Source organism: Ewingella americana (assembly GCF_006438725.1).
Classification (GTDB): domain Bacteria; phylum Pseudomonadota; class Gammaproteobacteria; order Enterobacterales; family Enterobacteriaceae; genus Ewingella; species Ewingella americana_A.
The window spans coordinates 176,216-203,025 of sequence record NZ_RCZD01000005.1 but is presented as its reverse complement, the minus strand read 5'-3'; the positions used below and the strand labels follow the sequence as shown (position 1 = coordinate 203,025).

Annotated in this window: 22 protein-coding genes and 3 pseudogenes; 20 read left to right on the top strand and 5 right to left on the bottom strand. The window is 48.5% G+C overall.

The window, feature by feature from the left end; all coding sequences use genetic code 11:
- Positions 1-5 precede the first annotated feature (5 nt).
- On the bottom strand, positions 6-878 hold the full coding sequence (locus EAH77_RS11035) for a LysR family transcriptional regulator (RefSeq protein ID WP_140472572.1): 873 nt from the start codon (positions 876-878) through the stop codon (positions 6-8).
- 104 nt (positions 879-982) lie between these two features.
- On the opposite strand from EAH77_RS11035, the gene budA reads away from it, so the two are divergent.
- Both budA and alsS read left to right on the top strand, forming a co-directional pair.
- Positions 983-1,786 carry an acetolactate decarboxylase gene (gene budA, locus EAH77_RS11030; protein ID WP_140472570.1) on the top strand — a complete coding sequence of 268 codons (804 nt, stop codon included), beginning with the start codon at positions 983-985 and terminating at the stop codon, positions 1,784-1,786.
- 31 nt (positions 1,787-1,817) lie between these two features.
- Positions 1,818-3,494 carry an acetolactate synthase AlsS gene (gene alsS, locus EAH77_RS11025; RefSeq protein ID WP_140472568.1) on the top strand — a complete coding sequence of 559 codons (1,677 nt, stop codon included), beginning with the start codon at positions 1,818-1,820 and terminating at the stop codon, positions 3,492-3,494.
- 46 nt (positions 3,495-3,540) lie between these two features.
- Here alsS and EAH77_RS11020 read toward each other — a convergent pair whose 3' ends face one another.
- Positions 3,541-4,257 carry a hypothetical protein gene (locus EAH77_RS11020; RefSeq protein WP_140472566.1) on the bottom strand — a complete coding sequence of 239 codons (717 nt, stop codon included), beginning with the start codon at positions 4,255-4,257 and terminating at the stop codon, positions 3,541-3,543.
- A 140-nt stretch (positions 4,258-4,397) separates the two neighbouring features.
- Here EAH77_RS11020 and EAH77_RS11015 point away from each other — a divergent pair, with 140 nt between their 5' ends.
- Positions 4,398-4,916: a DUF3916 domain-containing protein gene (locus EAH77_RS11015; RefSeq protein WP_206664889.1), complete on the top strand. Its 519-nt coding sequence runs from the start codon at positions 4,398-4,400 to the stop codon at positions 4,914-4,916.
- Positions 4,917-4,924: 8 nt separating this feature from the next.
- On the opposite strand, the gene EAH77_RS11010 is transcribed toward EAH77_RS11015, so the two are convergent.
- Complete coding sequence (locus EAH77_RS11010; protein WP_206664888.1) at positions 4,925-5,758, bottom strand: HNH endonuclease; 834 nt, start codon at positions 5,756-5,758, stop codon at positions 4,925-4,927.
- Between the two features lie 1,211 nt (positions 5,759-6,969).
- Between EAH77_RS11010 and tssL the strand changes: the two genes are divergently transcribed.
- From tssL to EAH77_RS25140, 7 genes and pseudogenes are all read left to right on the top strand, one after another.
- Positions 6,970-7,614, top strand: a complete 645-nt coding sequence (gene tssL / locus EAH77_RS11000; protein ID WP_140472561.1) for a type VI secretion system protein TssL, short form — start codon at positions 6,970-6,972, stop codon at positions 7,612-7,614.
- A 44-nt stretch (positions 7,615-7,658) separates the two neighbouring features.
- Positions 7,659-8,150: a contractile injection system protein, VgrG/Pvc8 family gene (locus EAH77_RS25805; protein ID WP_140472559.1), complete on the top strand. Its 492-nt coding sequence runs from the start codon at positions 7,659-7,661 to the stop codon at positions 8,148-8,150.
- A pseudogene (locus tag EAH77_RS10990) lies at positions 8,048-8,950 on the top strand (DUF2345 domain-containing protein); the annotation flags it as partial. The gene EAH77_RS25805 and the pseudogene EAH77_RS10990, both read left to right, overlap by 103 nt.
- A gap of 12 nt (positions 8,951-8,962) precedes the next feature.
- On the top strand, positions 8,963-9,736 hold the full coding sequence (locus EAH77_RS10985) for a DUF4123 domain-containing protein (protein WP_140472555.1): 774 nt from the start codon (positions 8,963-8,965) through the stop codon (positions 9,734-9,736).
- Positions 9,733-9,954, top strand: coding sequence for a YceK/YidQ family lipoprotein (locus EAH77_RS10980; protein ID WP_140472553.1), 222 nt, complete (start codon positions 9,733-9,735; stop codon positions 9,952-9,954). The genes EAH77_RS10985 and EAH77_RS10980 overlap by 4 nt, the downstream gene beginning before the upstream one ends.
- Before the next feature lie 10 nt (positions 9,955-9,964).
- Positions 9,965-10,477 (top strand): DUF3304 domain-containing protein, encoded by a 513-nt coding sequence (locus EAH77_RS10975; RefSeq protein ID WP_140472551.1) that lies wholly within the window; start codon positions 9,965-9,967, stop codon positions 10,475-10,477.
- A gap of 112 nt (positions 10,478-10,589) precedes the next feature.
- Positions 10,590-10,757 carry a hypothetical protein gene (locus tag EAH77_RS25140; RefSeq protein WP_161985791.1) on the top strand — a complete coding sequence of 56 codons (168 nt, stop codon included), beginning with the start codon at positions 10,590-10,592 and terminating at the stop codon, positions 10,755-10,757.
- On the opposite strand, the pseudogene EAH77_RS10970 reads toward EAH77_RS25140, so the two are convergent.
- A pseudogene (locus tag EAH77_RS10970) lies at positions 10,704-10,859 on the bottom strand (HNH endonuclease family protein); the annotation flags it as partial. The gene EAH77_RS25140 and the pseudogene EAH77_RS10970 overlap by 54 nt on opposite strands.
- Here EAH77_RS10970 and EAH77_RS10965 point away from each other — a divergent pair.
- Positions 10,838-11,011, top strand: a complete 174-nt coding sequence (locus EAH77_RS10965) for a helix-turn-helix transcriptional regulator (protein ID WP_241673441.1) — start codon at positions 10,838-10,840, stop codon at positions 11,009-11,011. The pseudogene EAH77_RS10970 and the gene EAH77_RS10965 overlap by 22 nt on opposite strands.
- Before the next feature lie 62 nt (positions 11,012-11,073).
- A complete protein-coding gene (locus EAH77_RS25800) occupies positions 11,074-11,508 on the top strand; it encodes a putative zinc ribbon protein (protein WP_140472547.1) in 435 nt (144 codons plus the stop codon).
- A 102-nt stretch (positions 11,509-11,610) separates the two neighbouring features.
- Here the strand turns inward: EAH77_RS25800 and EAH77_RS25525 are convergent.
- Positions 11,611-11,703 (bottom strand): annotated as a pseudogene (locus EAH77_RS25525) (hypothetical protein); the annotation flags it as partial.
- Positions 11,704-12,054: 351 nt separating this feature from the next.
- Here EAH77_RS25525 and EAH77_RS10955 point away from each other — a divergent pair.
- From EAH77_RS10955 to EAH77_RS10920, 8 genes are all read left to right on the top strand, one after another.
- Positions 12,055-13,398: a DUF1173 family protein gene (locus EAH77_RS10955; RefSeq protein WP_140472545.1), complete on the top strand. Its 1,344-nt coding sequence runs from the start codon at positions 12,055-12,057 to the stop codon at positions 13,396-13,398.
- Positions 13,399-13,511: 113 nt separating this feature from the next.
- Positions 13,512-15,578, top strand: coding sequence for an McrB family protein (locus tag EAH77_RS10950; protein WP_140472543.1), 2,067 nt, complete (start codon positions 13,512-13,514; stop codon positions 15,576-15,578).
- Positions 15,571-16,914, top strand: a complete 1,344-nt coding sequence (locus tag EAH77_RS10945) for an McrC family protein (RefSeq protein ID WP_140472541.1) — start codon at positions 15,571-15,573, stop codon at positions 16,912-16,914. Before EAH77_RS10950 ends, EAH77_RS10945 begins: the two co-directional genes overlap by 8 nt.
- The gene (locus tag EAH77_RS10940) at positions 16,911-17,297 is read left to right on the top strand and encodes a hypothetical protein (protein ID WP_140472539.1); all 387 of its coding nucleotides are present in this window, start codon (positions 16,911-16,913) and stop codon (positions 17,295-17,297) included. Before EAH77_RS10945 ends, EAH77_RS10940 begins: the two co-directional genes overlap by 4 nt.
- A gap of 50 nt (positions 17,298-17,347) precedes the next feature.
- Positions 17,348-19,501: an HsdM family class I SAM-dependent methyltransferase gene (locus EAH77_RS10935; protein ID WP_140472538.1), complete on the top strand. Its 2,154-nt coding sequence runs from the start codon at positions 17,348-17,350 to the stop codon at positions 19,499-19,501.
- Positions 19,501-21,213: a restriction endonuclease subunit S gene (locus EAH77_RS10930; RefSeq protein WP_140472536.1), complete on the top strand. Its 1,713-nt coding sequence runs from the start codon at positions 19,501-19,503 to the stop codon at positions 21,211-21,213. The genes EAH77_RS10935 and EAH77_RS10930 overlap by 1 nt, the downstream gene beginning before the upstream one ends.
- Before the next feature lie 17 nt (positions 21,214-21,230).
- A complete protein-coding gene (locus tag EAH77_RS10925; RefSeq protein ID WP_140472534.1) occupies positions 21,231-22,517 on the top strand; it encodes a hypothetical protein in 1,287 nt (428 codons plus the stop codon).
- The gene (locus EAH77_RS10920; protein WP_140472532.1) at positions 22,514-26,800 is read left to right on the top strand and encodes a hypothetical protein; all 4,287 of its coding nucleotides are present in this window, start codon (positions 22,514-22,516) and stop codon (positions 26,798-26,800) included. Before EAH77_RS10925 ends, EAH77_RS10920 begins: the two co-directional genes overlap by 4 nt.
- Positions 26,801-26,810 lie beyond the last annotated feature (10 nt).

Here is a 26,810-nt window from a genome sequence, read left to right as displayed (position 1 = left end):
GGCTTTTACAACAACTTCAACAGATGCATCGCCGCTTTGCCGTTGTCATTGCGCCGCCACGCCAGCGCGACCTGGGTGGTGAGCGGCGGGCCGGCGAGCGGCAGGCAGGTGACATTTTCATCATCGATTTTCCCCAATGACGCAGGCACCACCGCGTAACCAAAACCGGTCGCCACCATGCTGATGGCCGACGTCACCTGCGGCGATTGCTGACCGAGCTTCGGCGTAAAACCGGCGTCATTACAGGCCGCGATCACTGAGTCATACAGACTGGGGGCCACGTCTCTCGGGAAAGTGATCAGCGTTTCCTCTTTCAGATCGCCCAGCGCGATATCGTCCTTCTGTGCCAGCGGATGCGTACTCGGCAGCGCCACCACCATCTGCTCAAAATCAATCACCCGGCAGGCAAAATCCTTACTGCGTTCACACGGCAGACGGATAAACGCCACGTCAATAGCCCCATCCGCCAGCGCGGTCATCAGCGCCGACATTTCCTTCTCCTGCGGTAATAACTCCATGCCCGGATAGCTGTCCCGAAAGCGGTGCAGCAGCGCAAATACCTGCGGATTAAAAGCGGTCGAACTGGCAAACCCAATGCGCAACGTTCCACTCACACCCCGCGCCACGCTGCGGGCACGTTCCAGCGCGGCGTCAGTCAGTTTCAGGATATGCACTGCGTCGTCGTACAGCGTTTTTCCCGCCTCGGTCAGTTCAATACTGCGCGTTAAACGCCGCAACAGCGGTGCGCCGATTTCATGCTCCAGCCGCTGTATTTGCTGGCTTAGCGGAGGTTGAGAGATACCCAGTTGTTCGGCGGCGCGGGTGAAGTTCCCGGCGGCGGCCACCGCCACAAAATAACGCAGATGACGAAGTTCCATATCAAAAACGTCTCAAAGTGAACACCCCGTCATATTGGAACTCCCTGCTAAATAGAGTCAACCTTTAGTTAACAACGCTAACCATTTTCTCACGGAGCGACAACATGACTTTCCACAACCTTCACCGCCATGACGCCCACAGCGACTGCTCCTGTGTGGCCGATATCACCCGCAGCGCAATGCAGCTTCAAAACGATCATCCTGAACGCATCATTTACCAGTCATCGATGATGAGCGCCCTGCTGAGCGGCGTGTACGAGGGCAACACCACCATGGCCGACCTGCTCGAACACGGCGACTTTGGCCTCGGTACGTTCAACCATCTCGACGGTGAACTGATCGCTTTCAACAGCAACATCTTCCAGCTGCGTGGCGATGGTACTGCACGCCGCGCCCGGCCCGAACAAAGAACCCCGTTTGCCGTGATGACATTCTTTAACCCAACTAATGAATATCACCTCGATAAACCGCACAGCCGCGATGACATTCATAAAATCATCGATGGCGTGATAGCCAGCAAAAATACCTTCTGCGCCCTGCGCATTGACGGCGTATTCAGTTGCGTGCAGACACGCACGGTACCGGAACAGCACCGCCCGTATAAGCCGATGCTGGAAGCCATTGAAGCGCAGCCGACCTTCCATATTGAACACTGCGAAGGCGTGCTGATTGGTTTTCTGACCCCTGAATATATGCAGGGCATCAACGTCGCCGGGTATCACGAGCACTTTATCAACCGCGAGCGCAGCAGCGGCGGCCACGTGCTGGACTACCGGTTGGAGAGCGGCGTACTGACCTTCGGCACCGTTGACAAACTACTGATTGATTTCCCGACCGACCGCGACTTTAAACAGGCTGATCTCAGCCCCGAGAACCTGGATGACGCCATCCGTTCTGTTGAAAGTTAACCGCCACTGAGCCAACGAAGGAGTGTGAACCATGAAAAATTCAGACAGCAGAAATACGTGGAACTGTGGCGCGGACCTGGTCGTCGCCCAGCTTGAACAACAGGGCGTGAAACACGTCTTTGGCATCCCCGGCGCGAAGATTGACCGGGTATTCGACTCACTGGTCGATTCGTCCATCATCACCATTCCGGTACGCCACGAAGCGAACGCCGCCTTTATGGCCGGTGCGGTGGGCCGCCTGACCGGCAAAGCGGGCGTGGCGCTGGTCACTTCAGGCCCCGGTTGCTCTAACCTGATCACCGGCGTGGCGACTGCCACCTCAGAAGGTGACCCGCTGGTCGCCATCGGCGGTGCGGTAAAACGCGCCGACCACGTTAAGCAGGTGCACCAGACCATGGACACCGTGGCGATGTTCCGCCCGGTCACCAAGTTTGCAGCCGAAGTGACCTCGTCGTCTGCGCTGTCTGAAGTGCTGGCCAACGGTTTTCGCGCCGCTGAGTTTGGCCGCCCCGGCGCGTCATTCATCAGCCTGCCGATGGATATCATCAACGAACCGGCACAGGGCCGTTTACTCAGCTCACAGCCGCCAACACTCGGCAGCGCGCCACAGGACGCCATCCGTCAGGTTGCGGCCTGCCTGCGAAAAGCCAAAAATCCGGTGCTGCTGCTCGGCCTGATGGCCAGCCAGCCACGCAACGCCGCAGCTATCCGTCGGTTACTCAACAAAAGCGATCTGCCAGTGACCAGTACTTATCAGGCGGCAGGCGTTATCGATCAGGCGCACTTCCATCGCTTTGCGGGCCGCGTCGGCCTGTTCAACAATCAGGCTGGTGACCGCCTGCTGCGCAATGCCGACTTAGTGATCACCGTCGGTTACAGCCCGGTGGAGTATGAACCCGCGCAGTGGAGCAACGGCCACGCCGAGCTGGTGCACATCGACGTGGTACCCGCCGAGACCGACAGCGATTACTCGCCTGATGTGGAACTGGTGGGTGACATCGCCGATACGCTGGACCTGCTGACCGAACAGGTACATCAATATTTTGATCTCAGCCCGGCGACGCTTTCGATCCTCGACGATCGCCGCCAGCAGCGCGAACTGCTGGCGCAAAAAGGCCGCAGTCTGAGCCAGTTTGCTATTCACCCGCTGCGCCTGGTGCGCGCCATGCAGGACATCGTCAACAGCGACGTGACGCTGTGCGTGGACATGGGGAGTTTTCACATCTGGATCGCCCGCTATCTTTACAGCTTCCGTGCGCGTCAGGTGCTGATCTCCAACGGCCAACAGACCATGGGCGTCGCACTGCCGTGGGCGATTGGCGCCGCGCTGGTTGAACCCGGCCGCAAAGTGGTGTCCGTCTCCGGCGACGGCGGCTTTATGCAGTCCAGCATGGAGCTGGAAACCGCGGTACGCCTGGGCGTCAACCTGCTGCACATCATCTGGGTGGATGACTGCTACAACATGGTGGCGATTCAGGAACAGAAGAAATACCAGCGCACCTCCGGCGTTAAATTCGGCCCGATAGACTTCAAAGCCTACGCCGAATCCTTCGGTGCCAAAGGCTTCGCCGTCACCTCATCCGAGACCCTCGAAAGCACCCTGCGCGCCGCCATGGACGTACAAGGCCCGGCAGTGGTCGCGGTCCCGGTCGATTACAGCGATAACGTGTTATTGATGGGGCAGTTGAATATGGGGGAGATGTTTTAGGGTTGGGGAATAATTAGATTGTTGGGAGGGCGCGAGGATTGCGCCCTTAATTATTTAGCATCGTTAACGCTTTTTCACGCGCTTCAATGGTATGCAGGCCGGTAACATTCGTGGACCCGCAAAACAAGCACTCCGTCGCATACTTTGGCTTTTGCAATTTTAGCTGGATCATCAGTTTCTGACACCCACTAATCCGTGTCCTCTGCTGCCACCGTGCCTTCACCAATTTATTACATCCCTGACAGATATAAAGGCTCATAAAATTAGATGGTACATCGCTATTAAGAAGCACAATAAAATGGCGAAGTTGATTTTCGATATACGTAAGTTTGTTTGCTTTTGTTAGAAGGGTATTGCCGTAATAGGGATCATCACTTCCCAGCATATCGAGATCATCACAAAGATCGGACCAGATAGTAAATATGCCGTAATCGTAGTTGGTCGAGGGATAGACCTCAGCGAGAAGGTCTATATTCTCTTCAAGCGCCAACTCACCTGCCAACATTTGGTGACATATATACAGCCCATAGTTTTTGATCGCAGAAAAATATTCTGGTTCAATTTCACCTAAATCATGAACTGCACGTTCGAAGTAACCTTCAACCTCATAAAATTCTTGAACTTTATCCAAACCCAGACTGGCTAGGATCAAGACATTCTCCGAGGAATTCCCCGCAATCAGCAGTTGCTCAGCCCAATCTATACAGGCTTGGTGATAAGGTTTGCTGAGGGCTTTCAAGCCCCAGATATGGTCAAGCGTCATGGAAGATCCTTTTCTCTAAAAGTAGTACAACATTTCTACAAAAATGAACCCATAAAATCTACTTGAACCAATAGTCTAAGATCAATAGCTTTAGGGATATCAATCAACGATAGAGAGATCGAGCGATGCGAAGACTTTCAATGAGTAACAAACGGCCGCGAGGAGTTCCTCGCCGCTTGCGATGGTTGTCAGAATGGAGCAAAAACTTTGGCAGCCAATATTTCACAGATATCCCACCAGATGAAAAATATTGGAACTGGAAAATCCCCGTCCTTGCAAACATGGTTCAAGGAAAACATGCCGCCCGCCAGACAAAGGCCCAATGTGCACAATATTTGATTGATGCTTGCCAGCGTCTGATTGAATCAAAACCACAGACAGATAATTTTATTCGCGTAACTTGCGCCATTATACAGCCCGATATGTTTACCAGTGAAATATGTCTTTATCTGGATGAAGACTACTTTAATAGCCACACTCTGGCACACCACAAACATATTCAACACCCGGATATTATCCAAGGGCGCAGCCTTGCTCAGCAATGGGGATTAACGCTACCAGACGGCATGACTGAACGCGGCATTATCACGGATTATCGCGATGAAAAAGAGCCAGAAAATAATTATTACAGTGAGTGTTGGTATTTTGGCGAGCTATAACACCCCTGCTAGGGTGTTTTCTTGCTAGCAGCAATCATGATTTTTAACTCATCAATCGAGAGTGTCCGATCTTTTCTGCGGTGAATGACGCCATGACAATTTGCACATACAGGAACGAGATCAGTCTTAGGATTAACGGCTTTAGATTCGCCAAATTCCGATACTGGAACGACATGATGTATGTGGATGAAGTCTTTGGCGTATTCACCGTAGAACTCCCCAAAGTTAAAGCCGCAGGCAAAACACGTGGTGCCATGAAATGCTTTTGCCTGTTTTTTTAATACAAGGTTACGTTCGTAGACGGTGACAAACTTGGAAGTCTTTTTGCCTTCCTGATAGGAAACCAGAGACTCTTCATCGGCTTCATTTTCAATGAGAGTGTCTGTGGTTTTAATATCGCCGATTATATGACGCGATTCGGTTAGCGCAGCAGCGACTAAAATATCGGCGAAAACGTCTACCGATATAGGACGAACACTTGAGCGCCAATAATTCGATTTCTTACTATCAGGAATTTCTTCATAATAATCATCATCTCTTTTGGCTATGACAGCCTGATCGAACTTTTGGAAATCAGTTAAGGTGGCATAAAGATGACCGGCTTCATCCGGCTCGATATCCCCTATGCGTCCTATCCCAAAGTAATGAGGCGAGTCGGATAATCGCTGAAGAGAGAATTGTTTATTCTTCGGATCGAGCCGCCCTTTATAATAGACGAAACGCATCCCCCGGCTTAGCCATTTTCTATACATCTTAGGAAAATGATATCGCTCACCGGTTTCATCATCCCACTTCGAAACATCATTCTCTGCAAGAACAACGCACATCTCTTCGTCCATCATCTACCGATACCTATTACTTAAATCAATAAGTTGGAAGTATAAGGCGATGAAAAAAGCGTACAACTGCTGGATGCAGTTTTTGGGAAGTTAGATCGTTTAAAAGGTGGGACTGACTTACTTCAGCGCAGAGAAGTGAAACAGTCTGAGCTGGTCATACCTGCAGACCCCAATGCACTTAACAGCACGGGCTGTATGCAAAGTGCCAACCAAAGTCAGCGTATCTACTTTTCATTACTGATAGCCGAATGCCAACGGCTGGAATGGTACGGGTTAGCTGACGAGCTGCAGAGCCTTACAACCCTCTTTTATGAGGAACCCTGGCATCTGGTACAGTTCGCTATCGCCTACTTTTACGGATTGCTTGCGAATGACTCAGAACGTTTGGCCCAGCAGGTACAGCTAAATCATGAGAACCGGCTTCAGTATCCTGAGCAGAAACATCAGCGGCTGTTATTACTGGATACCTATTTCAGGAAAATGCCAAAACTGTACGACCTAGTCGACGAATACGTGTTCTTTGCATTTTACAATATGTGGCCTCATACCCCCTGCTAAGCGATCACTCCCACCAAGCAGCAACTTTCAATAACGCCACGTGCGTAACACTCTTCCTTCAGTAAACACCCAACGGCGTCAGGCCAATGTATTAAGGTACCTTTATGCAATTTAAGAAAATTAAGCGTGCTATTACGGATGACGGCAATTGGGTCAACTACGAATACGTTGAAGTGAGAACCTGCCACCGTTGTCATAGCGGCCTGTACAGTAGGGAAATGGAAGATAGCGATACCCTAAACGTGCCACCAGACTTGACCTATAAGTTAAAACCAGCAACATGATGAAGTAAAAATAATCATCTATTCAAATAAGTAGCCCTATTAAAATTACGTAATGGCTTAAATTAGATTCCGGGCTTGTAAGCAAACTCTTAATAAACAATATGAAAATTCTGAAAATAAAACCAATATTTACATTTTAAAACATTTTGTTTTTATCGCAAACATCCTCCAAACTCGCCTACAGCCTTCTGCAGCAGGGACTTTAAAGAATCACCCGTAGCTTAAACTACGGTAATCATCATTTATTCCGTCTTATACCGTAACCTTCCCTTACAAATAACCTTTCCGTGAAAATGGTCCTTCAAGAATAGGCTCCCTGATTCAGGAATTCCTTTATTAATTTCACATACATTTCACGGATGAATCTTTCACATGACGTCTATTGATGGACTGCTTCAGGACACTTGGTTATTTGTACTGCGCCTTAAAAATGGAGGTGTATTACCCGATGACCGCGAGTTGCACCAGCAAGGTGTTGCTCTGGTGGAATACACCCAGAAGGCGCTCGCAGAACAGGGATTCAATTCGGAAAGTTGTGCTCAGGTAACCTGGGTGCAGTGCGCGCTGCTTGATGAGTCCGTGCTGTATCGCCCTAATAATCCCACACCCAATTCGGTCTGGCGTGCTGACCCTTTGCAGGTCCATTTTTTTCACTCAATGGATGCGGGTGACCAATTCTTTGAGCGCGTGTGGCAACTGCTCCGCCAGCCCGCTCCGGATATTGCTCTCCTAACGTGTTTTCACCGCGCGCTGACGTTCGGCTTTATGGGGAAATACATCAGGGATGCCAATAATCCCGAACGCGAGTCTTTAGTGACTGAACTATCAAATATGCTCCCGCACGACACCACTCCCCTGTCTGCACCTATCACCGCTTCCCAGAATGTCTCGCTACGTCATCCATGGCTGCGCTCTGCCTGGTTCATCGGTGCTTTGGGGCTGCTTGCCGTCGTTGGCCTTTCACTTGGGTTGCATGCCTATCTTCAGTCTTTGTTAAATCAGTGGTTTCCGGGATAAGTACGCGTTTTCTTTGCAGGATAATTGTTCAGGAAGAATAAATTATGAGTATTCAGGATTACGCTATCGCCGGCGAGAAAATGGGCGTTCACAACCACTACCAGCTGAAAGTCTCAGAGCTGGAAAAGCAGCGCCCCGATGTCATGCTTTCAGTGCTCAAATTCTCAGGCCAGGAAGCCATTAGCCAGCCCTGGAAATATACCATTGAGGTGACCAGCCCAACGGCGGATATTCCGGCTGAATTCCTGATCAACACCAGTGCGCTATTTCTCTTCTACCCCGATGGCCAGCCCTGGCAGACCGTAAAACCTCGCGTATTGCGTGGGGTGGTGACGGCTTTTCAGCAGTGCGGCAGCTCAGCCGATGAAACTCGCTACGTGGTGACGCTGGAGCCCCGCCTTGCGCTGTTAAATAACAGCCTGACCTACGCGGTATCCGCACTCCATCGAATAATAAGATTCGACTTGAGGACCGCAGAGGCTACGAACACATCAAGATTTCGACGGAATATGGCGGAAAGTCGCAGATCTCTTTAGGCCAAATTGTCGATGCCAAGCGTAATAAACGCGGCGAAGGTTTTGAAGTTCGTACTGATAGCTTCGGTACCGTCCGTGCCGGTAAAGGGCTATTTCTCAGCGCCGATGCGCAGCAGACCGCAGCAGGTAATGTGTTGGATATGTCCCCTGCCATCAGCCTGATCAAAGGTGCGGTCAGTCAGATGGGAGACTGGCAGACTATCACCCAGTCGCACCATAACCTTCAGCCTGACGTCAGCCCTCTCAAAACGTTTGCAGCCGGTGCCGACCAGCTTAAAAGCCCCGCGATGTTACTCAGTGCACCCAAAGGTATCACCGCCGTCAGCCCGGAAACCATATTGCTGAAAAGTGGCACCAGCCTGCATCTGCAAAGCACCGGTGAAACCCAGTTAGCGAGCGGCCAACGCCTGGCCATCAATGCAAGCCAAGCCATTTCTCTCCTCTCTCAGCAGGAAGGCGTGCGTGTGGTCTCCGGCAAAGGACCGCTGACGGTCGAGTCCCACGGCGACACCATGGGGCTGACTGCGTTGAAAGACGTCACCGTGCAGTCGGTGCAGGGCATGCTGCAACTGACCGCCAAAAACGGCATCACGCTAGCCTGTGGCGGTGCCTATATTCGCCTGTCTCCCGGCGGTGAAATCGAGATCCACGGTCCGAGCAAAATGAGCCTGAAAGGTACCCATGCGTGGGAAGCACCGGCCAGTCAGGATTTCCCGCTGCCGGAGCTGCCACAGTCGGTGTGTAAAGACTGCCTAAAGAAAGCGCAGGAAGAAGCGATGGGCTTTGTACCACGCGGATAAAGGAGAAGTGCGATGAAGGATCAACACGAACAATGGCTTACGCAGGCTGAAAATCTTTGTCTCCGCGCCGGACAAGATCATATCGACGTCTTGGTCGACCAGGCCGGCTGGCCTTCACCTTTGCTCGAGGCTTTACGCCATCTGGATCCACCGGTCAGTTGGCACTCGCTATTTGAAGGGACGCCAGAAGAAGCCCTGGCAGAACAGGCTCCGCTACTGATGCGGCTCCATTGGCCCATCTGGCAGCACAAAGCCTGGCTATCTGAATTGATGCTGCATTTTCAGGGCACGCCGCGTCTGCTGTTGGCGATCACTCCGTTGCCGTTTGAGCAACTTACCCAACATCTGCACACGTTGGCTGACGTCCAGTGGGGCGAGCAGACGGGTATTTTACGTTTTTACGATACCCGCATTTTCCCCCTGCTGTTCTCACATGTTCTGACGCCAGAACAGCAAACGGCATTTTCACATCTGGCATTGCTATGGGGCTGGAAGGATCGCGATCAGAAAATTGTCTGGAAAGCGGGCACCTATGCACCGGGAAATATGCTGCCTGAGAAACCAGAACCGCTATCGGTCGAAGATGCCCAGATTGAATTGCTGGGCTGTATTACCGATGCGCAAAACCTAATGCCACAGTTTGAACGCGGGAGCTTGGCCAGAGAACAGCATTTTAGCCGTTGTTTTGATGTGGCGCTGGATGCAAGCCGGAATGGGTATTTGGGCGAACTGGCAAATTACCCTGCCGTTAAGCGAATTACAGAATATACGGAATTGATTCAATGAAAAAACTGATATTGATCGCCCTTGTCTGTTCCTCTCTGACAGGATGTTTTTCTCTGGGGGAACATATCGATAATAGAGGATGTCCTGAAGATTATTACCAGGGAACTCAAAAAGCGGCGGAGCTGGGCATGTGGGTATATCTCCCGTGGCTTGATGTCCCTTTTTCAGCCGTGATGGATACCGTTTTATTACCTGTCGATGCTATTTGCCATCTCTAAGGAAAGACAAATGAAGAAAGCTATTCGATGTATTCAGGGAATAATGTTGCTGCTGACGTTGGCGGCTTCAGGTTGTACTCAAGCTAGTGATGATGGATTTAATGCGGGGAACTTACGAGGGTACAATCATGTTGCAGACCAAACCGTTAACTCGTTTTCGGTTAACGGTTATGGTGCAACTATGACGGGGAATACCTGCTGCGTAATGATTCCGGAAAAATGGTATCCAGGTTTAAAAGCACATGTGGAATGGGAAGTTGATCCAAATCCAAATGAGAAGATTAAAAGAAAAACAAAAGGATACGGATTCGATGAGGCCGCATTAGCAAAACATGAAGCCAATTATCGTCACTACAGTGCAGACGTTGACATTATTCAATACGATCGTACTTGCGGTTTGACCGTCCATTTTTTAACTTGCCAGAAGGTAAAAATCACAGCCGCTTGCTCAGGCTACGGCACAACAGATTATCCGGTTAAAGAACCTTTAGATATGAAGGAGCCGGCCTCATGTCCGAAGTGAATCTCCGCACTCAACCCTTATTTCGCTTACGTCTGATTATCACTGCTGATTATTCAAAGTCAGCAACGATAACCCGGCTATCAGTGCCGAATTCACGTATCAGGGAGACACAATGAATAAATTCATTAGATATGTTCAGGGAATGATGTTGCTGCTGACGTTAGCCGCTTCGGGATGTACTCAGGCTGGAGAAAATGAATCCAGCGGTGGGAATATGAGGGGATATAATGGCTTCTTCACTCCATTTATCAAGAGACGAAAGCCCGTCATTCAGGCGTAAATGACTGTATTTGAAACCACCTTCCATGTCGCGCTTATCAGCAAATGAGCGATTGCTATACTCAGAGTTATAGCCCGTCAATGTCAGGTTACCCAGCGAATGACGCCATGTTTCCCATAACGGACAAATGGTTCTACAAGCTCATCCAGGACGGCGAATTTCCTAAGCCCATTAAGCTGGGCCGCAGTTCCCGCTGGCTGCAAAGCGAAGTCGAAGCCTGGTTACAGCAACGCATTCAGCAATCCCGCCCGTAATCCTCCCCCATTACGACATATCTCTCAATGACATCAGGCCAATATAGCCTAAAGGTGCATCTATGCAATTTAAGAAAATCGAAGTGGCTATCACCGAGGACGGTACATCGGTAGCCGCAGAAATACAGCCCGTGAGAGCAACGTATCATTGTTGTCTCAATCCTCTGTATCTTCGCACCACTCACACCGAAGGCCGTTATTTTGAGCATGACATCGAACTTAGTGATGTAAAAAAACTGGAAAGTTGTCCCTATTTAATCCCTGCGTCGCAACCTGCCATACCAAAACCACCGACGGCATGGGAGATTGCCGTTCAGGAAGCGTCTCAGAAATGGAGTTCAGACCGGAGCTCTCTCAAGCCGCAGCGTTATCTGTGCGTAATGTGCAATCATGAATACGAGGGGCGGAGAATGTGCCCTCTGTGCGAGCATGATCTTTACAGCACGGAAGTCGCGAACAGGAGTACGGAAACCTTGTCGCTCAGGTTCGCTCAGTAAATCGGAACACCCTGGTCTAAAACTTGTCCAAAGTGTAATAATTACCTTACCCAGTAATAATGGGCACGCGACTAAGTGAGCAAGCTCTCAACCAGAGAGCAACGCCTTCGCCTGTTCTGAGTGCCTTGAAAGGGTCTTCATCTTTTCGCGTAACCAGCCCCCCAGCCCTTTCAGTTGTGGATTCACTTTCAATTGGTGTTAAACAAGTCACTTCTTTTTGCAAGGCTGAGACAATACCTGAACAGGCTTTCCCTATCCTATCTTTAGCCGTTCTGACGCGACCCAAGAAGCATCTGCAACGCATAAATATAGCTCTTCAAAACTGGTATAGCTGCTGGTGCCTTACCTGTTGGTAATAGTGAAAAAGTTTGTCCGCAATGTGAAGACTGGATCGATGCGATTAGTGCGCAGTTCTTACCAAATGAGCTCAGACCTGCAACTTGCAGACCTATATATCAATACCGATTATTTAAATGTGGGAGATTTGAACAATCATGACTAATGCGGTAAAACACTGATTGAGAAAGAAACAAAAAGGAGAGGTCAATGGAAAGGAAGCAACAGTCCAAGGTCTGCGTACATCTTCTTGAAAAAGATAAGCCTTATTACTTTACGCCAGAACAGCAAAAACCCACTACAGACTCCTTTTTTCAGTATGCGTTGAAACTGTCCTGGGATAATCACAATTACATTGCAACCTGCTGCTGTGATCCGGCCCAGGAACTTAAGCTATATGTAAGAAGCAACAAAGGTTCCGGTCCATTTACTCTCTGTCGTAACCCAAACACTGGCCCCAGGCACAAACCGTCTTGCTCTTACCACTCGCGTCTAAATACAGATGGTGGTGCAAAAGCATATTCCTCATCGGCTGTCATGGAAGAGGAGGACGGGACCTTGCGTATCGGACTGGATTTTTCGTTACGCGTATCGGCGGCTGACTCTGGATGCGCAACTCCTGCTGTAATGCATCCTCCAAGGGAAAAAAAACAAGTGAAGCGCCTTGGGAAGATGAAGATGCTAGGTCTACTTCATTTGCTTTGGGAGAACACGGGATTAAATGAATGGGCCCCATGGCTTGAAGGCAAAAGAAGGCTTACAACAGTCATGACCCGGTTGCAAAAAGAAGCCAGTAGCATTAAACAAGGCCGCACAGTTCTGGCAGATGTTCTATTGCTACAAGGGAACGAGCATACCAATAAGAAGGCTGTAAGTTACGCCTGCGCGAACAGTCGTCGTCTGATTGTCATCTCAGAACTTAATGAATGGTCTCCACCTCTGATTGCTAGCAATAATCTCCCTTTTGTTGGGACCACGAAGACCAGTCCCCCTGCCGGGATGCCATATCTAACCATCGATAACTCACGTTGGGAAAGTTCCTTAGCCAGATTTCCACGTGATGTAGCATGGTGGCAGCGCGGAGGTAAAATTATCGCAATTGCCGTTACAGACGTGCCAGAAGAGAGAAAATCTACCAAGTCTAACCGAGTATATTTTTCCGCATGTGTTCGTCAGGTTGTCTTAATGATGGTGAGTGAACGATGGATCCCACTCGATTCATCTTACGAAGGGATTATTGAAGAAAAGGTGGCTAAGGAACGACGCCAGTTTACCAAACCATTGATCTATGATTCAGCGGAAGATCAGTACCATCCCGATTTCCTACTAACGGATGTCAACGGTTCAGACTACGTTCCGCTCGAAGTATGGGGGCGTGATACTGAAGATTATTTACAGCACAGGGCAGTGAAAGAAGAATGGTATCAGCAGGAATTTGACGACGCCTGGTGGTCATGGGACGCTGTAAGGGATCCGAGAAGCGAAGAAATACCGCCCTTCCCACAGCGAAAGGAATACTACGAATCCAGATACCCTATCGAGAAAGTGCCTTAGGGAACTATGCAAGCTGCTGATGTTGTTCTACCCGCTCCATGGATTAACTCAATGCAGTTAGAACGCATCATCTTAGTCAAAGAAAAGCAATTTCACAGTAAAGGAAACTCACGATGGATCTTGTGGATAGTGTCGAAGCAGGCAAGCTTACGATCAGTGAATTGATTGATACCCTGGCGAAAAATAAAAATTACGCAGCTTCCAAGTGGGATCAGCGATATCGCGAATTTACGGCCTTGCTACAGCAGACCTCGACTTTTGCTGGGCCTGATACGGATGATTTGGTCAAACGGCTTTGGTATGAACGTGGCAACGGCATTGCCAGTATTCGTCAGGGTGTTCCGTCTTTAGCGGAATATCAGCAGAGCCTTCCATTGCTTAGAGAACTAACCGAGCGTATTCGTCAGCAACCGGATGAAGCAACCTACCAATACGTAGGCAGTGCTCTGCAGAAGGCCAAAGAAACCGGGCTACTGAAGCGTATGTATTGGAGCTTGAGAAATCGTGTATTTGCCGCATTTTCACCTGAAACCTGCACCAGTACTGTCGATGAGAATGCGTTTACTAAAGCGGCAGATTTTCTGAATAAGAAATTCCACCTCGGTTTGGAACTGACCGGAAATTGGTTACAGAAAAACCATGAATTGAAGCAAGCCATACACGTCCAATCTCCCAATGCAGATCCTTATTACGTGAATATGGCTGTTTGGCATCTCTATGAATTGCTCCGCGAACGCGATAATGAACAAAAACTATCCAGCACCACATCAACGACCAGCAGTGAGCTCCCCGAAATTAAGACCCTCCTACATTCACCAATAAACGTTATTTACTTTGGTCCACCTGGTACTGGCAAGACCTTCACGTTGCAGCAAAAAATGAAAGAGTACACCTCTCATTCTGTACCAGCCGATCGTGATGCCTGGCTGGATTCTCGCCTTGAATCGTTGAACTGGATGCAGGTTATAACGCTGGTGCTGCTCGATCTAGGTAAACGGGCTAAAGTTCGCCAAATGACGGAACACCAGTGGTTCCAACGCAAGGCGCTTTTGAATGGTCGAAGTAGCAACTTTTCGCAAACTACCTGGGCGACGTTGCAATCCTTCACCATACCGGGATCAACTACCGTTGCTTACAAAGGTCGCCGTGAACCTGCGATCTTCGACAAAACTGCCGATAGTGAATGGTTCCTGGTTGAATCCCAGTTAGAGCAAGTGGATGAGCTGCTTTCTCTATATGCTGAGTTAAAACACGGTCCTAAATCTGCCGAAGCCATCCAGCGATTTGCGGTGGTTACTTTCCACCAATCTTACGGCTATGAAGAATTTATTGAAGGTATACGCGCTCGCTCTGACGAAAGTGGCAATATCTCTTACCCTATTGAGCCGGGTATATTTATGCGCCTGTGTCAGCGTGCCAATGCCGATCCAGCACATCGCCACGCCATTTTCATTGATGAGATCAATCGCGGCAACATATCCAAGATCTTTGGTGAACTGATCTCGCTCATCGAAGTAGATAAGCGTGCGGGTATGTCCAATGCAATGAGCCTGCAACTGTCTTATAGCGGTGAACAATTTAGCGTTCCTGCCAATGTGGACATCATCGGAGCCATGAATACCGCGGACCGCTCTTTAGCATTAATGGATACGGCTTTGCGTCGTCGCTTTGACTTTGTCGAGATGATGCCTGATTTATCTTTGCTGAGTGGAATCAAGGTAAAGGGCATAGAACTCGAGTCGTTGTTAGAGAAACTCAATAGCCGCATCGAAGCACTTTACGATCGAGAACATACGCTAGGGCATGCGTTCTTTATGCCGGTAAAAAATGCAATCGATGCCGGTGATGAAGAGGCTGCATTTAAACAACTGAAGATCGCATTCCAGAAAAAGATCATTCCGCTTTTACAGGAATACTTTTTCGATGACTGGAACAAGATCAGGCTGGTGCTGGCTGACAACCAAAAGCAAGATGACAGCCTGCAATTCGTAATTGAGAAAACCGACGATCTGGATACGCTTTTTGGTAACAACCATGGTTTAAGACGTCATGATCAACAATCGACAGCTTACGAGCTCGAAGCATTTGATCAAGAGATCTGGAGTATGCCGCTGGCTTACCGTTCTATTTATCAGCCGCAGCAGACCACTCCTGATGAGCAGGCTGTAAACCATGGGTGAAGTTATCTCAGTTTTTGAATATGACCTGCTGGGGAGTGGAAAAGCGGCTTCAGTTGGCGCAAAGCTGGTGCCTCAACAGGTCTTTAATTATTTGGAAGCACTTAGCCTAGCAAGTATTCAAGGAAGCCAGTTTCTCAAACTCACCTCTCGCTCAGGCTTCAAATTACTTCAGGTGCAAAACTACACGGGGATACTTTCTACACCTCATGGTTTCCAGCTTGAGATACTACCCAAGGTTGGTAAAAACCTCACAGCTGTGAGTGCACGTGAAATATTGCTGACGATGCTAAGCCACCTGCCAGGGTTTCGACATATTCAAACCCAGCAGGCATCTATCCAGGCTCAGCGCATGCCTTTGCTCGAGATTTTTATCAGCCAGTTTTTGCAAAGCGTCAGCCAGTTGCTTAAACAAGGTTTACGATCCGACTATGTAAGCGAGCAAGGTAATCTGCCTTTTATGAAGGGCAAGCTGATACTTTCTGCACAGTTGCGGCATAACGCGGTGAATCGTCATAAGTTTTGTGTCGATTATGATGACTACATGCCTGATTGTGCAGCCAATCGGCTCTTACACTCCGCGCTAGATAAGATTCTTAGTCTAAAGCTGTCATCAGAGAATCAACGCTGGCTTTACGAATTGCACTTTGCCTTTGACAGTATTCCACTTAGTCGGGATATTGAGAGTGATATAAGCAGCTTGCGCCTCGAACGTGGTATGGCTCATTACAACGAGCCAATGGCCTGGGTGCAATTAATCCTGAGAGGAATGAGCCCGAGTGCCTTGCAGGGAAACACCACCGCAATATCACTCTTGTTCCCAATGGAAGCAGTATTTGAATCCTTTGTTGCACAAACCCTCCCCCACGAGCTTCCTTCTCACCTTAAAGTTCAGCCACAGGTTTCCACTTATTCCCTTGTTAAGCATGGACTTCACGATTGCTTTAAGCTTCGCCCAGACTTGTTGATTCAATCACGCCAACCAGTTCAAACCCAGATGGTGATGGATACAAAATGGAAGCTGGTAAATAGCAGCCAGCAAAAAAAATCACTCTATGGGCTGGCACAATCCGACTTCTATCAAATGTTTGCCTACGGCCAAAAATACCTTGGTGGAACAGGCGAGATGTATCTGATTTACCCTGCGCAAGATGACTTTAGCCAGCCGATACAGCAGCACTTTGCTTTCTCGGACGCCTTAAGATTGTGGGTTGTGCCATACCAAATAATGGCAAAGCGTGGGGAGAGGATGATGTGGCCGAGTGACGTGTCCTGTACAATGAGACCCAACCCAGATCGGATGGCTGCTTCAGTATCCTATAGTGGAGGCATGAGATGACCCATGAATACCAGCGACAAAGCCTGGAACAACTAATTACTCAGCAAACAGCAGCCCCCAGAAGCGCTGCCGTTGTATTTAATGAGAACCAAACTCTCTGGCAAACACTTGGCTTTAGCCAGTCTCAAGTTTCGCTATGGCTTGCCTCATTGCCTCAAAGTAATCATCTAAAAGGGTCCACAACGGCAACGTACCAGGTTACACCTGATGTTGCGGCACATTTAGTATCATTGTTACAACAAGCTGGTGGGCGCATGCCCCTGGCACAAGTACTGAAAAAGCTCCCTGCTGGTATTACGACCAGTGAACAGCAGATACGCAAACTGGCGCAGAAACACGCGCAGATAGAGATTAAAGGCCCCTTGCTGGTATTGATAAATTAGCCGGCACTTGTAGTAACCATTGGCTGTATTAAAGGAATTTAGAAAACATCATGGCAAAAGAAGCAAAAGCAAAAAAACAAGACCCGCAACAGCAGCTAGAAGTACTGTTCAATAAACTGGTCAAACAGCATACCGAGTTTACTCAACCATTGGTTGAGCTATCCGAACACGAATTCGCCAAAGCAGGACTCCTTCAAGGCTTGGTCGAGGGCAACTTAACGCCACCTGTAATGATAGTTGCGCTGGAGGAAGGCCATTGGGAATACGCGGCCGATACCGCAAAGTTTGATGATTTAGCCTATCAGTTCTTAAGTGATATTGAAGGTGACTGGCCGGTATTTGCCGTAGTGGACGATGGCATTAACCAACGCATTTTAGCCTTGTTTGGTGCAGATGGCTCCGACGGTACCCATGGTGTCGATACCCTGCCAAGTCTGGAAGAATTGCGTAGTTTTGACCGCATGGAACGCGACCAAACCTTCCGCTGGTCGATGCGTGTCTATACCCGCTTAATGCAGCGTTTTGATGCGTTTCATGAAAATGTTTATCGAGTCACCAAAGACAAGGTAAATGACAAGAACGACATCATTGAAGAAGTGGCCAAACTACTGTTTTTAGAAACTTTCCGCGTGCATCACGATGAAGACCTTACCTTTAAAGACGATGCGGGTAATACCCTGCGTTTTCGTGACGTCTATAATTGGCAATATGTGGCCAAACACGGTGATAAAGCCGTTGAGCAAATCAAAGCCGCCTTTGAGGAATTTAAAAGCCACGAAGACTACGTTGTGATTTCGGATGATGGCTCACGTAATGCCATCTTTGGTAAAGAGACCCACTTGCGTCTGTCGGTAGCAAAAAACTATCTAGACTTGCTAGAAGCCATACAAAACTTGGGGTCGGTCAAAACCAATGATGGCAGAACTGCTAAAGAATACGGCACCCTGGCTGATGTCTCAGGGGATTTACTTGGCAGAGTGTTTGATGTCTTCCTGCGCGCTAACTTTGAATCCAAAGGTGGCCTTGGTGTTTATTTAACACCGAACCCAGTAAAACAGGCCATGCTAGAAATTGCTATGCACGACATCGACGATGACGATGAGATGCGATCGCGTTTAGCCAATGGCGATTTTCGTTTCTGCGACCCAACCTGTGGCTCCTTTGGCTTTGGTTCGGTGGCACTGAGCCAGATTGATAAATGGATCGACTTTAAACTGGTGCTGGCCGACGATAAAAAAAAGGCATTAAAGCAGCAACTGCGTAAAAGTGCTTTTACCGGTGCCGATGCTGCACCACGTATGGTCATGCTGGCTCGCGTTAATATGGCATTGCAAGGCGCCCCCAAAGCACAGATTTTCTATACCGATAACTCGCTCACCACTAACGCTCTGAAACCCAATAGCTTTGACCTCATTTGCACCAACCCGCCGTTCGGTACGCCTAAATTTGATAAAGGCAAAAATGGTCAAAACTCAAAAGCTAATTACGAAGCCAATATGGAGCAAGTGCTCGGTGGTTTTCGCCCAGCTGAAAAAGTCGTCGATAGCTACAACGCTTGGTACGACCACGTAAAAATGAAGTGGCAGGATACCGGTGATTTAGAGCTGGATAACAACGGTGAGCCTAAATGGGCGGGTTATCGTACTGATTTGCGCAAAACTGGCGGTACAGATAAAAAGCCGTTTTACAGCCTGCAGCCAACAACCGGGGGACTGGCGCTGGGCAGTAAACCCGACAGCAAAGGCAATTGGCAACCAGTGGGTGCCACCATCGACCCAGCTGTACTGTTTATCGACCGCTGCCTGCAACTGCTCAAACCCGGTGGCCGACTGATGATCGTGCTGCCTGATGGCATTTTATGTAACTCCGGCGACCGTTACGTCCGCGAGTACATTATGGGTAGAAAAGACGAAAAAACCGGCGAGTTTGTTGGCGGTAAAGCCATAGTCAAAGCGGTGATTTCTCTGCCAAGCGACTGCTTTAAGCTCTCCGGCACAGGCGCCAAAACCTCGATTTTGTATTTACAAAAACGCCATGCTAACCCCAACCAGCCAGAGCAATTTTTGCCCGAACCACAAACCGATGTATTTATGGCGGTGGCGGAAACATTGGGTTATGTGGTGAAAAACAACATAGAAGACTATAACGCCGGTGTTACCAACGATCTGGATAAGATTGTTTCTGCTTATAAGCGGGGTGAGTGATGGTAACTATTTTTAAAAGAACACCCGCACAATTGTCTGAAAGACGGATTGATCCTTGGCACTATCAACCGCAATTTGAAAGACAAATTAATAAGATAAAAGACAACCTAGGTGCTTTAACTCTGGAAGTAGTAATTGATTCAAAGCGCGGGGTGGCTAGTGGCGCAACGCCTTTAGGCGCTAATTATTTAGAAAAAGGCCGTGTTAAGTTCTACCGCACCTCTGAAGTTGAAGAAATGTTCTTGCAAGCTGAAAAGGCTGTTTTTATTACCGATGAGGATGATGAAAAATTAAAGCGTAGCCGATTAGTGGATGGTGACATTTTACTTACGATTACTGGTGCAAAATTTGGTAAGTCGGCTGTTGTGTCAGCTAAGCATCTACCGGCCAACATTAGTCAGCACTCAGTCAGATTCAAGTCTGACCCCAAAAAAGTTGACGCACACTTCTTGGTGGCATACTTAAATAGCAAAACCGGACAAGTTGCAATCTGGCGGGAGGCATATGGTGCAACTCGTCCCGCAATTGACTTTCCAAGTGTCCGTTCGCTAGCGGTTCCTAAAGTTTCACCTCTAGCCCAAAAATACATCGGGGATAAAGTTCGTCAAGCCGAGCAACTGCGCACTTGGGCAAAGCGGCTATACCGCATCCCAGCTTTTATCGATGCATTTATCCAAGGTGCGTTACCTTTGTCGCTAACCGACTCGCTCTTTCCTTTAATAAAAAATAGTAACAATGATGCTATTAAGGAACTAACCAAGTTTTTAGCGTTAAATATTGAAGACGCTCAAATGAAACAGAACTTCCAAGACTTCATTGAGAAGAACAAAATGGGTTCTGTTGATATTGAGCGAGAGTTTTTTCACATTAACACTGTTTCAACCTTAGCTATCGAAGATTTCTTATCTGCGCAGACATACCGACCAGCAATTACAGATGCTTTTGATCAGATTACTTCTAAAAAGTTCTCTACTTTGCAATCAATCAGTTTAGAACCTATCCGACAGGGAGCAACACCTAAGTTCTCAGCTATTGGAAACAAATGTATAAAATCAAAGCAAACAAGAGATTTATTTTTAGATGAAACTGGCTACGAAATAGTTGACCCAAACGATGAGCAAAATAAACGTATCGTTCGGTTAAAAAGAAACGATATTTTGGTCACTAGGCAAGGTGCCGGTACGGTTGGGCGAGCGTCAATCTTTCTGGATGATGAAGAAACCTACATAACTGATTCATTATTCTTGGTTCGCATTGACCCGGCTAAAGCCAACCCAGCATTTGTTGCTGGTTTTTTGAGATCTTATACAGGTCAACGACTCATAGAAAAAGGAGTTTATGGTTCCACTGGCCAGCTGAATCTATCAAGTACAGCGCTACGAAATATACCTATCTTAGACGTCCCATTAGAGTTTCAGAACTTCTTAGGCGAAACTCTATGTACTGCTGACACATTGTTTAAATTATCGACCAGATTAACTCAGTCAGCCAAAACCCTGGTCGAAGCCCTAATCGAAGGCCAACTGACCGAGCAACAATTAATCCAGGCCCAACAAGCCCTGGAAGATGGCGACAACAGCTTAGACCAGGCGATTTTAAGCAAACTAAGTGCTGAGGGTTATGCCATTGAAGGCGCCACACCGCTATTTAGCGATGTGGATGAGTTATACAGCTTGCTGGAAGATGCGGAACAAGCTGAGGCTGAAGAGTAAAGATGGCGGTGAGCAGCATGGACAACAGTACAACCAGACAAAATAACGACATGTTAAAATGCGAAGCGACACTAAACCTCTGCCAGCAGCTTTGGCAACAAGGTGGTTTGATCGCCAACAAAGCAGCGTTGTTATTGGCGGCTGTGCCTGCCCTTAGGCCGCTGTTACAACCAATAATACAGCCGAAAGAGAACGACGCTGAAGCTGATATCCTTAGCGCCTATAGCCTCACCGCGCCATTACTTGATGCTTTTAATGATTTAAGCCAGTCAGGTGAATGGCAATTAGCGTTGTTAGGCTTAAACCCAGACGTTCGCCAACATTGGCTAAATTTAGCTGCCGCCCGCTGCCAGGAAGCAGGCACGATGAATGATACAATGGTATTGGTTAAACTCATTCAGCAACTGGGCAATGCCAGTGAATGGGTCTTAGCCCAGTTGGAAAACTCAGACTCCTCACCACAAATCATTGCAGGCCCATTGGCGCAAACCGAACGCGATTTACTCGGCCATAGCCTAAACGACAACGCTGCCATTCCCGCTTTATGTCGTATTTTGCGCACCTGTCATACCTTATTTACCGTAAGCGAACAAAATGGACCACTTGCGCCTATCCAGGCGGTTGATATCACCGCAACACAACTGGCAAATAACTGGTGTAGCGGGCGTTTGTTAGCATTCCCTAATACCTTACTTAATGAACATGACCTGAAACCCAATGCCGATTGGTTATTGGTGTCCCGCTCAGGTCATGACAAAGTGCCGCTTACCGAGCTCTTCGCCCGGCAGCCCTGGTTATTTTTACTCAGCCTGATTATCTTTGTGCAAGATGCCTGGTCTGCCGAGCAGCGTGGCGGTTTGTTGCTCACCTTACCTGCCGGGCAAAATGCCTTTGCACCCGGTCAAATAAATACAGCGGTACAGGGCATTGAGGGTGATGAAGTTAGCCTGGGCAGTCTGGCGGAGTTTGTAGTGCAGCTCCTGAACGAGCTCAATATCGCCCTCTACCCGGCGCTTGATGTAAACACAGAAAGCATCAACCGCATAAACCGCGTCCTAAGCTCATTCATTGCCGAATTACTGGCAAAAAAAATCTGGCAATTTACCGAAGCCGGTCGTGGTGAATCCGGTCACTACCGAATTAACACAAGCTTCAGCGATGCCTGTTACAGCCTGCCGTTAGCACCGCTATTTGGCTACAAAAGCCAAACTTTACAACGGGCCATTAAGCAACTGGCGCAAAACTGCTATGCCAATAAAAAACGCGCCGCCAATAGAACAAACCTTCAAGGATCTTCGTTATGAGTTTTGAATTAAACGAACAGATGGTTGATAGCCTTGCAAAACAACATCGCTGGGCGGCGACGGGCGTATCAGATTACCCACCTCGCGACCCGTTAGTGGGCCAGAGCCGATTTTTCAAACGCTTTCAAACCTTTTTGCATACGGTGGATCACGACGATGATCGCTTTGCCCATGTGTTTGCCGTCGAGGCCGAATGGGGCCGGGGGAAATCACGTTTGGGCCATGAATTGGTCGCGCAAATTAATGACTGTTCCAGGGGCTGGTTTGTTCGCGATGAACAAGGCCAACTACACGATAAGCAGCTGTTTAATCACGAAGCACAAGATAAATACCTGGCGCTCTATATTCGCTACTCGCAAGTGGCATCAGATTATCAAAACTCGGATAACTGGTTTGCTTTTGGTTTATACCAGGCGCTATTACCACTGGCCACCCAAACCTTTGATGGATCGATTCAAAGTGAAATTGCCAAACAAGCATATGAACGCTTAATGCCATTTGGCTTTAAATCTGAACTGTTAGCAGATGCCTTACAGCTGAACGCCAACCACAGTGAAGAAGCTCTCTATACCGACCAAACTCTGGTAGTAAGTTTGGTGCAAGCTGCCTACCAGGTATTAAAGAGCTTTGGCGTGCAGTATATGTTGGTGGTGCTGGACGAGCTGGAAACCGTGGCAGAAGCCGCCACCTTCGGCCTGGAAGATGAACAAGACAAGCGCCTCGATGGCCAGGCCATTCGCCTGATTGGTAAAGCGATCAAAGAAGAAGACCCGCGCCGTAAACTTCCATGGCTGCGCTATGTGGCACTGTGTTCACCACTGCTTGGCCAGCAATTGCGCGAAATTCAATCGGTCGCACGCCGCTTTGAGTTAGTGGAACTTGAGCACAATGCCTTTGCCGATGTATCAGACTATGTGGCAAGCCTCTTAAAAGACGGCAAGCTGGGTTTTAATTACCCGGCTGGTTTAGTGGAAGCTGCTTACGCCATGAGTGGTGCCAACTTCGGTTGGTTTAACGTGGTCATGGCTAATGTGGATGCGGTGCTGAGTCAATACCAACAAGCAGGCCGCAGTATCAAGGATGTGGGCGATTTATTTGAAGCTGTGCTGGCAGGTTCTGGCCGCGTGGCCAGGCATGTGCTGGATAAAGGCGCGATAGAAGGCATTCAAACCCGCGACCAGGCACTATTGACCGAATGTCGTAGTTTGCTCTACGGCCAATTACCCGTGCGCTTAACTGAAGTGAGCCATGCCACTGAATTGCTGGCGCTGAAAAACGAAGATCTGGAACCCATAGCCGCTCATTACCGCAAACTGAGCATTGATCGCCTACAGTGCCGACAAGCCCTGGAGCAAGCCAAATTCCGCCGCGATAAAGATGAATGGTACTACCCTGCAGTAGATCAAGCGCTGAGCTTAGATACTTTGCTGGATAACCTGCGTACTTTTTCGATTAAAGAACAAGCCGCAAGCGGCGATAAAGGCGCGGTATTACTGCCACTGTCAAAAGGTGAGTTTAAATACTTACTCAGCTTGCTGTATGACCACCCAGCGATTGAATTTGCTGCCGATGCCTTATGGCACAAATTAGTGGGCGAAACTACCGAGCTGGACGCCAGCGAAGCAACCCATATTGGCCCCAGTGTGGCGATGTTACTGCGCCTGGATTTGCGCTATCGCAGTGCCCAGCAAAACTCGCTGATTTTTAAAGATCCTGCCATGGGCGATGGTCATGAACAGGCTATGAGTGAACTTAGCAAACAAAGTAGCCAGAAGCCGCTCATCAAGGCATTAGCCCGTGTAACGGGCTTTGTGAGATTGCTGGATAACAACTGGCGCTATGATGAAAACTTGCTGAGTAATAAAACGGGCAGCGACAATGCGCCCCTGGCCATTTTAACCGAGCCCCGTGGCCGCCAGGGTGGTTTACTTACCCTGGATGGATTTAAGCTTCACCCAGAAGGTAAAGCCTTGTTTGCCTGGGTCAGTAACCTAATTGAGCTGAACAGTCTTCACACCTTTGCGGCAAACCACAGCCACCAAAATGGTCGCACGCCGGTATTAGCATTAACCGCTTCTGCACATCTCATGGAGCAATACAGCCGACTGGATGAAAGAAATGAATTGCGTGATGCGATACTGCTGCATTATGTCAACCCAAGCGAAGCAGACCAGTTAGAGCGTATTGGCTTAAGTTTGGCAGCATGCCAGTTGCACGGTGTGAATTTAACTGCCGACAGCTTTACTGCAAAATTCAAAAACAAGCTGCATGCCCTGACTACCTTTTCCACGGATGCAATTCACAAGTGGCGCCAGCGTTTGCAGCAGCGCGGTTTAATTGCCTGGCCGTTAAAGGTAGATGGTAAGTTATCACCGAATGACCGCGACCTGTTGTTTAAAGGCTGGTATCAGTTGGCCATTGCTCACCCTGAGTTAAACGGCATTCTCGATTTACAGCAGCAACACGGCGTGCCAGTGAATGAGCTGAGCAGCTTGTTGGATAAACTTAAAGTGCCGGGCAGCTATATTGCCAAAGGCTACACGGCCGATGAACATGCCGGGCTATTTACTGAACTTAATAATGTGCAGCGAAGCCAGGCGCAGATCGCATTATTTTTAGCCCGTATTGCTCACCCTAATAAAAAGCACAAGTGGCAATTCGAAGGCTTTAAGCAGCAGTTTTATTTCGCCTATGTGGCTGAAACGAGCATTACCGCCAAAGGCGTGTTTAATGACTGGATGTGGTGGTGTGGAGAGCTGAACCTACTCACTTTAACCAATCCAACAGAAAAACAGGCAATTTGGGAGCACTACCCGCGCTCCCGCTTAGAAAATGCCATTAGCGAATCACAAAACTGGTTCAGCGGTAACGATATGGGCAGCTACGCAGCCAATGTGGAAGTCATGAGCCGCGTGTATGGTTATGCACGCATTAATGAAATGTTCGCGCCACTGGGTACAAATAAGCTGGGTTTTGTCACCGTGGAAGCTAAAGAGCAGCTGGAAAAAGCACAATCACTATTTAACGTGCTCAAACAGCAAGAAGAACAACTGGCTGATATTGCCGAGGCCAACGACACGCAAGTACTGGCAGGGCTTATCCACAAGCGTGCTGAAGTGCTGGAGCTAGTAGCAAAGGTTAAACCGCTTAATAGTTCCAAGCCCATGCTAAAAGATGCCCATATTCTTAGCTTAGAAGACAAAACGACCTCGCTTTATCAACGGATTGAACAGGCCTGTTTATTTGCCGAATTTGTTGAGCGCAGCGCTGAGCGTATCAACAACCGACTCGCTGATTTAATCATAGATGTTGAAACAGAGTGTGCCCCACTAACGAATTTCCCGAAACGTCTGTACACCAACACGCTGCGCACCATAGGTCATATTTTAGACGGCGCGTTAAAAGAAGATACCAGCAGTGCCACTGGCCAAAAAGAGCAGCAAGCAGACAGCGATACCTTACTGCATTACCTGCGTAAACTCGATTTAGGTAAAGCACAAGACAAGCTTTCAGCCTTAGCGCAAGAAGTGGGTTTAAACCTGCACAGTGATCAACAGCTGCCGATAGCGGAGATCCAGGGACATATTTTGTCTAGCTACCGCAACTGCAAAGAACGATTTGGGAAGCTGGTTAATAACCTCGCAGAGCAAAACCAACGCGCCCAACAGTTGCAACAATGGCTTAGTAGCGCCACGGCTGAGTATAAGTACGCTGATGACATTGCAGAGCTACCAAAACTGATAATGAAGTTACAGCTCATTGAAGACGCTATTGCCGATCTCCCCAGCGATGCAGAGAGTAAGCGCCAAAGTATGCAAAACAGTTTGCGCAATGGGCAGTTTTCATCGTTACGGGATTTACCAGAAGAGCTTTTAAAATCGGCACGCGGTCAAATTACACCGATTCAAGGCCAGCTACTTAAAATTGAAGAGCGTCTAAACCAAGTAAGACGCAGCTCCATCGAGCAGGTAAACGGCTGGCTGCCGTTATTAAAACCGCTATTGGCTTCTCAAAAGCAAGCGGAACCAGCAGCGTTGACTCTTGGAGATGTGAGCAATTTGGGTGTCAGTGAACTTCAATTGGTGTGTGAAAGCACCCAGGCCAAATGGCAGAGTCAAGGTGAGCAAATATTAAAAGATACAGGCTTAACACTGGCGGATTGGCAACCGATTTATCAGGCTTTGAGCCAAAACCAAGAACCCGCGTTAACACCTGAGCAACAGAAAGGACTTGTAGACAAAGGCATTGTAAAAATGCGCCTTACCTTTGCTACTGGTTTATAGAGGTGACGCG

Coding starts and splice junctions, on each gene's coding strand:
- EAH77_RS11035 (WP_140472572.1), bottom strand. CDS start 878: ATGGAACTTCGTCATCTGCGTTATTTTGTGGCGGTGGCCGCCGCCGGG.
- budA (WP_140472570.1), top strand. CDS start 983: ATGACTTTCCACAACCTTCACCGCCATGACGCCCACAGCGACTGCTCC.
- alsS (WP_140472568.1), top strand. CDS start 1,818: ATGAAAAATTCAGACAGCAGAAATACGTGGAACTGTGGCGCGGACCTG.
- EAH77_RS11020 (WP_140472566.1), bottom strand. CDS start 4,257: ATGACGCTTGACCATATCTGGGGCTTGAAAGCCCTCAGCAAACCTTAT.
- EAH77_RS11015 (WP_206664889.1), top strand. CDS start 4,398: ATGAGTAACAAACGGCCGCGAGGAGTTCCTCGCCGCTTGCGATGGTTG.
- EAH77_RS11010 (WP_206664888.1), bottom strand. CDS start 5,758: ATGATGGACGAAGAGATGTGCGTTGTTCTTGCAGAGAATGATGTTTCG.
- tssL (WP_140472561.1), top strand. CDS start 6,970: ATGACGTCTATTGATGGACTGCTTCAGGACACTTGGTTATTTGTACTG.
- EAH77_RS25805 (WP_140472559.1), top strand. CDS start 7,659: ATGAGTATTCAGGATTACGCTATCGCCGGCGAGAAAATGGGCGTTCAC.
- EAH77_RS10985 (WP_140472555.1), top strand. CDS start 8,963: ATGAAGGATCAACACGAACAATGGCTTACGCAGGCTGAAAATCTTTGT.
- EAH77_RS10980 (WP_140472553.1), top strand. CDS start 9,733: ATGAAAAAACTGATATTGATCGCCCTTGTCTGTTCCTCTCTGACAGGA.
- EAH77_RS10975 (WP_140472551.1), top strand. CDS start 9,965: ATGAAGAAAGCTATTCGATGTATTCAGGGAATAATGTTGCTGCTGACG.
- EAH77_RS25140 (WP_161985791.1), top strand. CDS start 10,590: ATGAATAAATTCATTAGATATGTTCAGGGAATGATGTTGCTGCTGACG.
- EAH77_RS10965 (WP_241673441.1), top strand. CDS start 10,838: ATGTCAGGTTACCCAGCGAATGACGCCATGTTTCCCATAACGGACAAA.
- EAH77_RS25800 (WP_140472547.1), top strand. CDS start 11,074: ATGCAATTTAAGAAAATCGAAGTGGCTATCACCGAGGACGGTACATCG.
- EAH77_RS10955 (WP_140472545.1), top strand. CDS start 12,055: ATGGAAAGGAAGCAACAGTCCAAGGTCTGCGTACATCTTCTTGAAAAA.
- EAH77_RS10950 (WP_140472543.1), top strand. CDS start 13,512: ATGGATCTTGTGGATAGTGTCGAAGCAGGCAAGCTTACGATCAGTGAA.
- EAH77_RS10945 (WP_140472541.1), top strand. CDS start 15,571: ATGGGTGAAGTTATCTCAGTTTTTGAATATGACCTGCTGGGGAGTGGA.
- EAH77_RS10940 (WP_140472539.1), top strand. CDS start 16,911: ATGACCCATGAATACCAGCGACAAAGCCTGGAACAACTAATTACTCAG.
- EAH77_RS10935 (WP_140472538.1), top strand. CDS start 17,348: ATGGCAAAAGAAGCAAAAGCAAAAAAACAAGACCCGCAACAGCAGCTA.
- EAH77_RS10930 (WP_140472536.1), top strand. CDS start 19,501: ATGGTAACTATTTTTAAAAGAACACCCGCACAATTGTCTGAAAGACGG.
- EAH77_RS10925 (WP_140472534.1), top strand. CDS start 21,231: ATGGACAACAGTACAACCAGACAAAATAACGACATGTTAAAATGCGAA.
- EAH77_RS10920 (WP_140472532.1), top strand. CDS start 22,514: ATGAGTTTTGAATTAAACGAACAGATGGTTGATAGCCTTGCAAAACAA.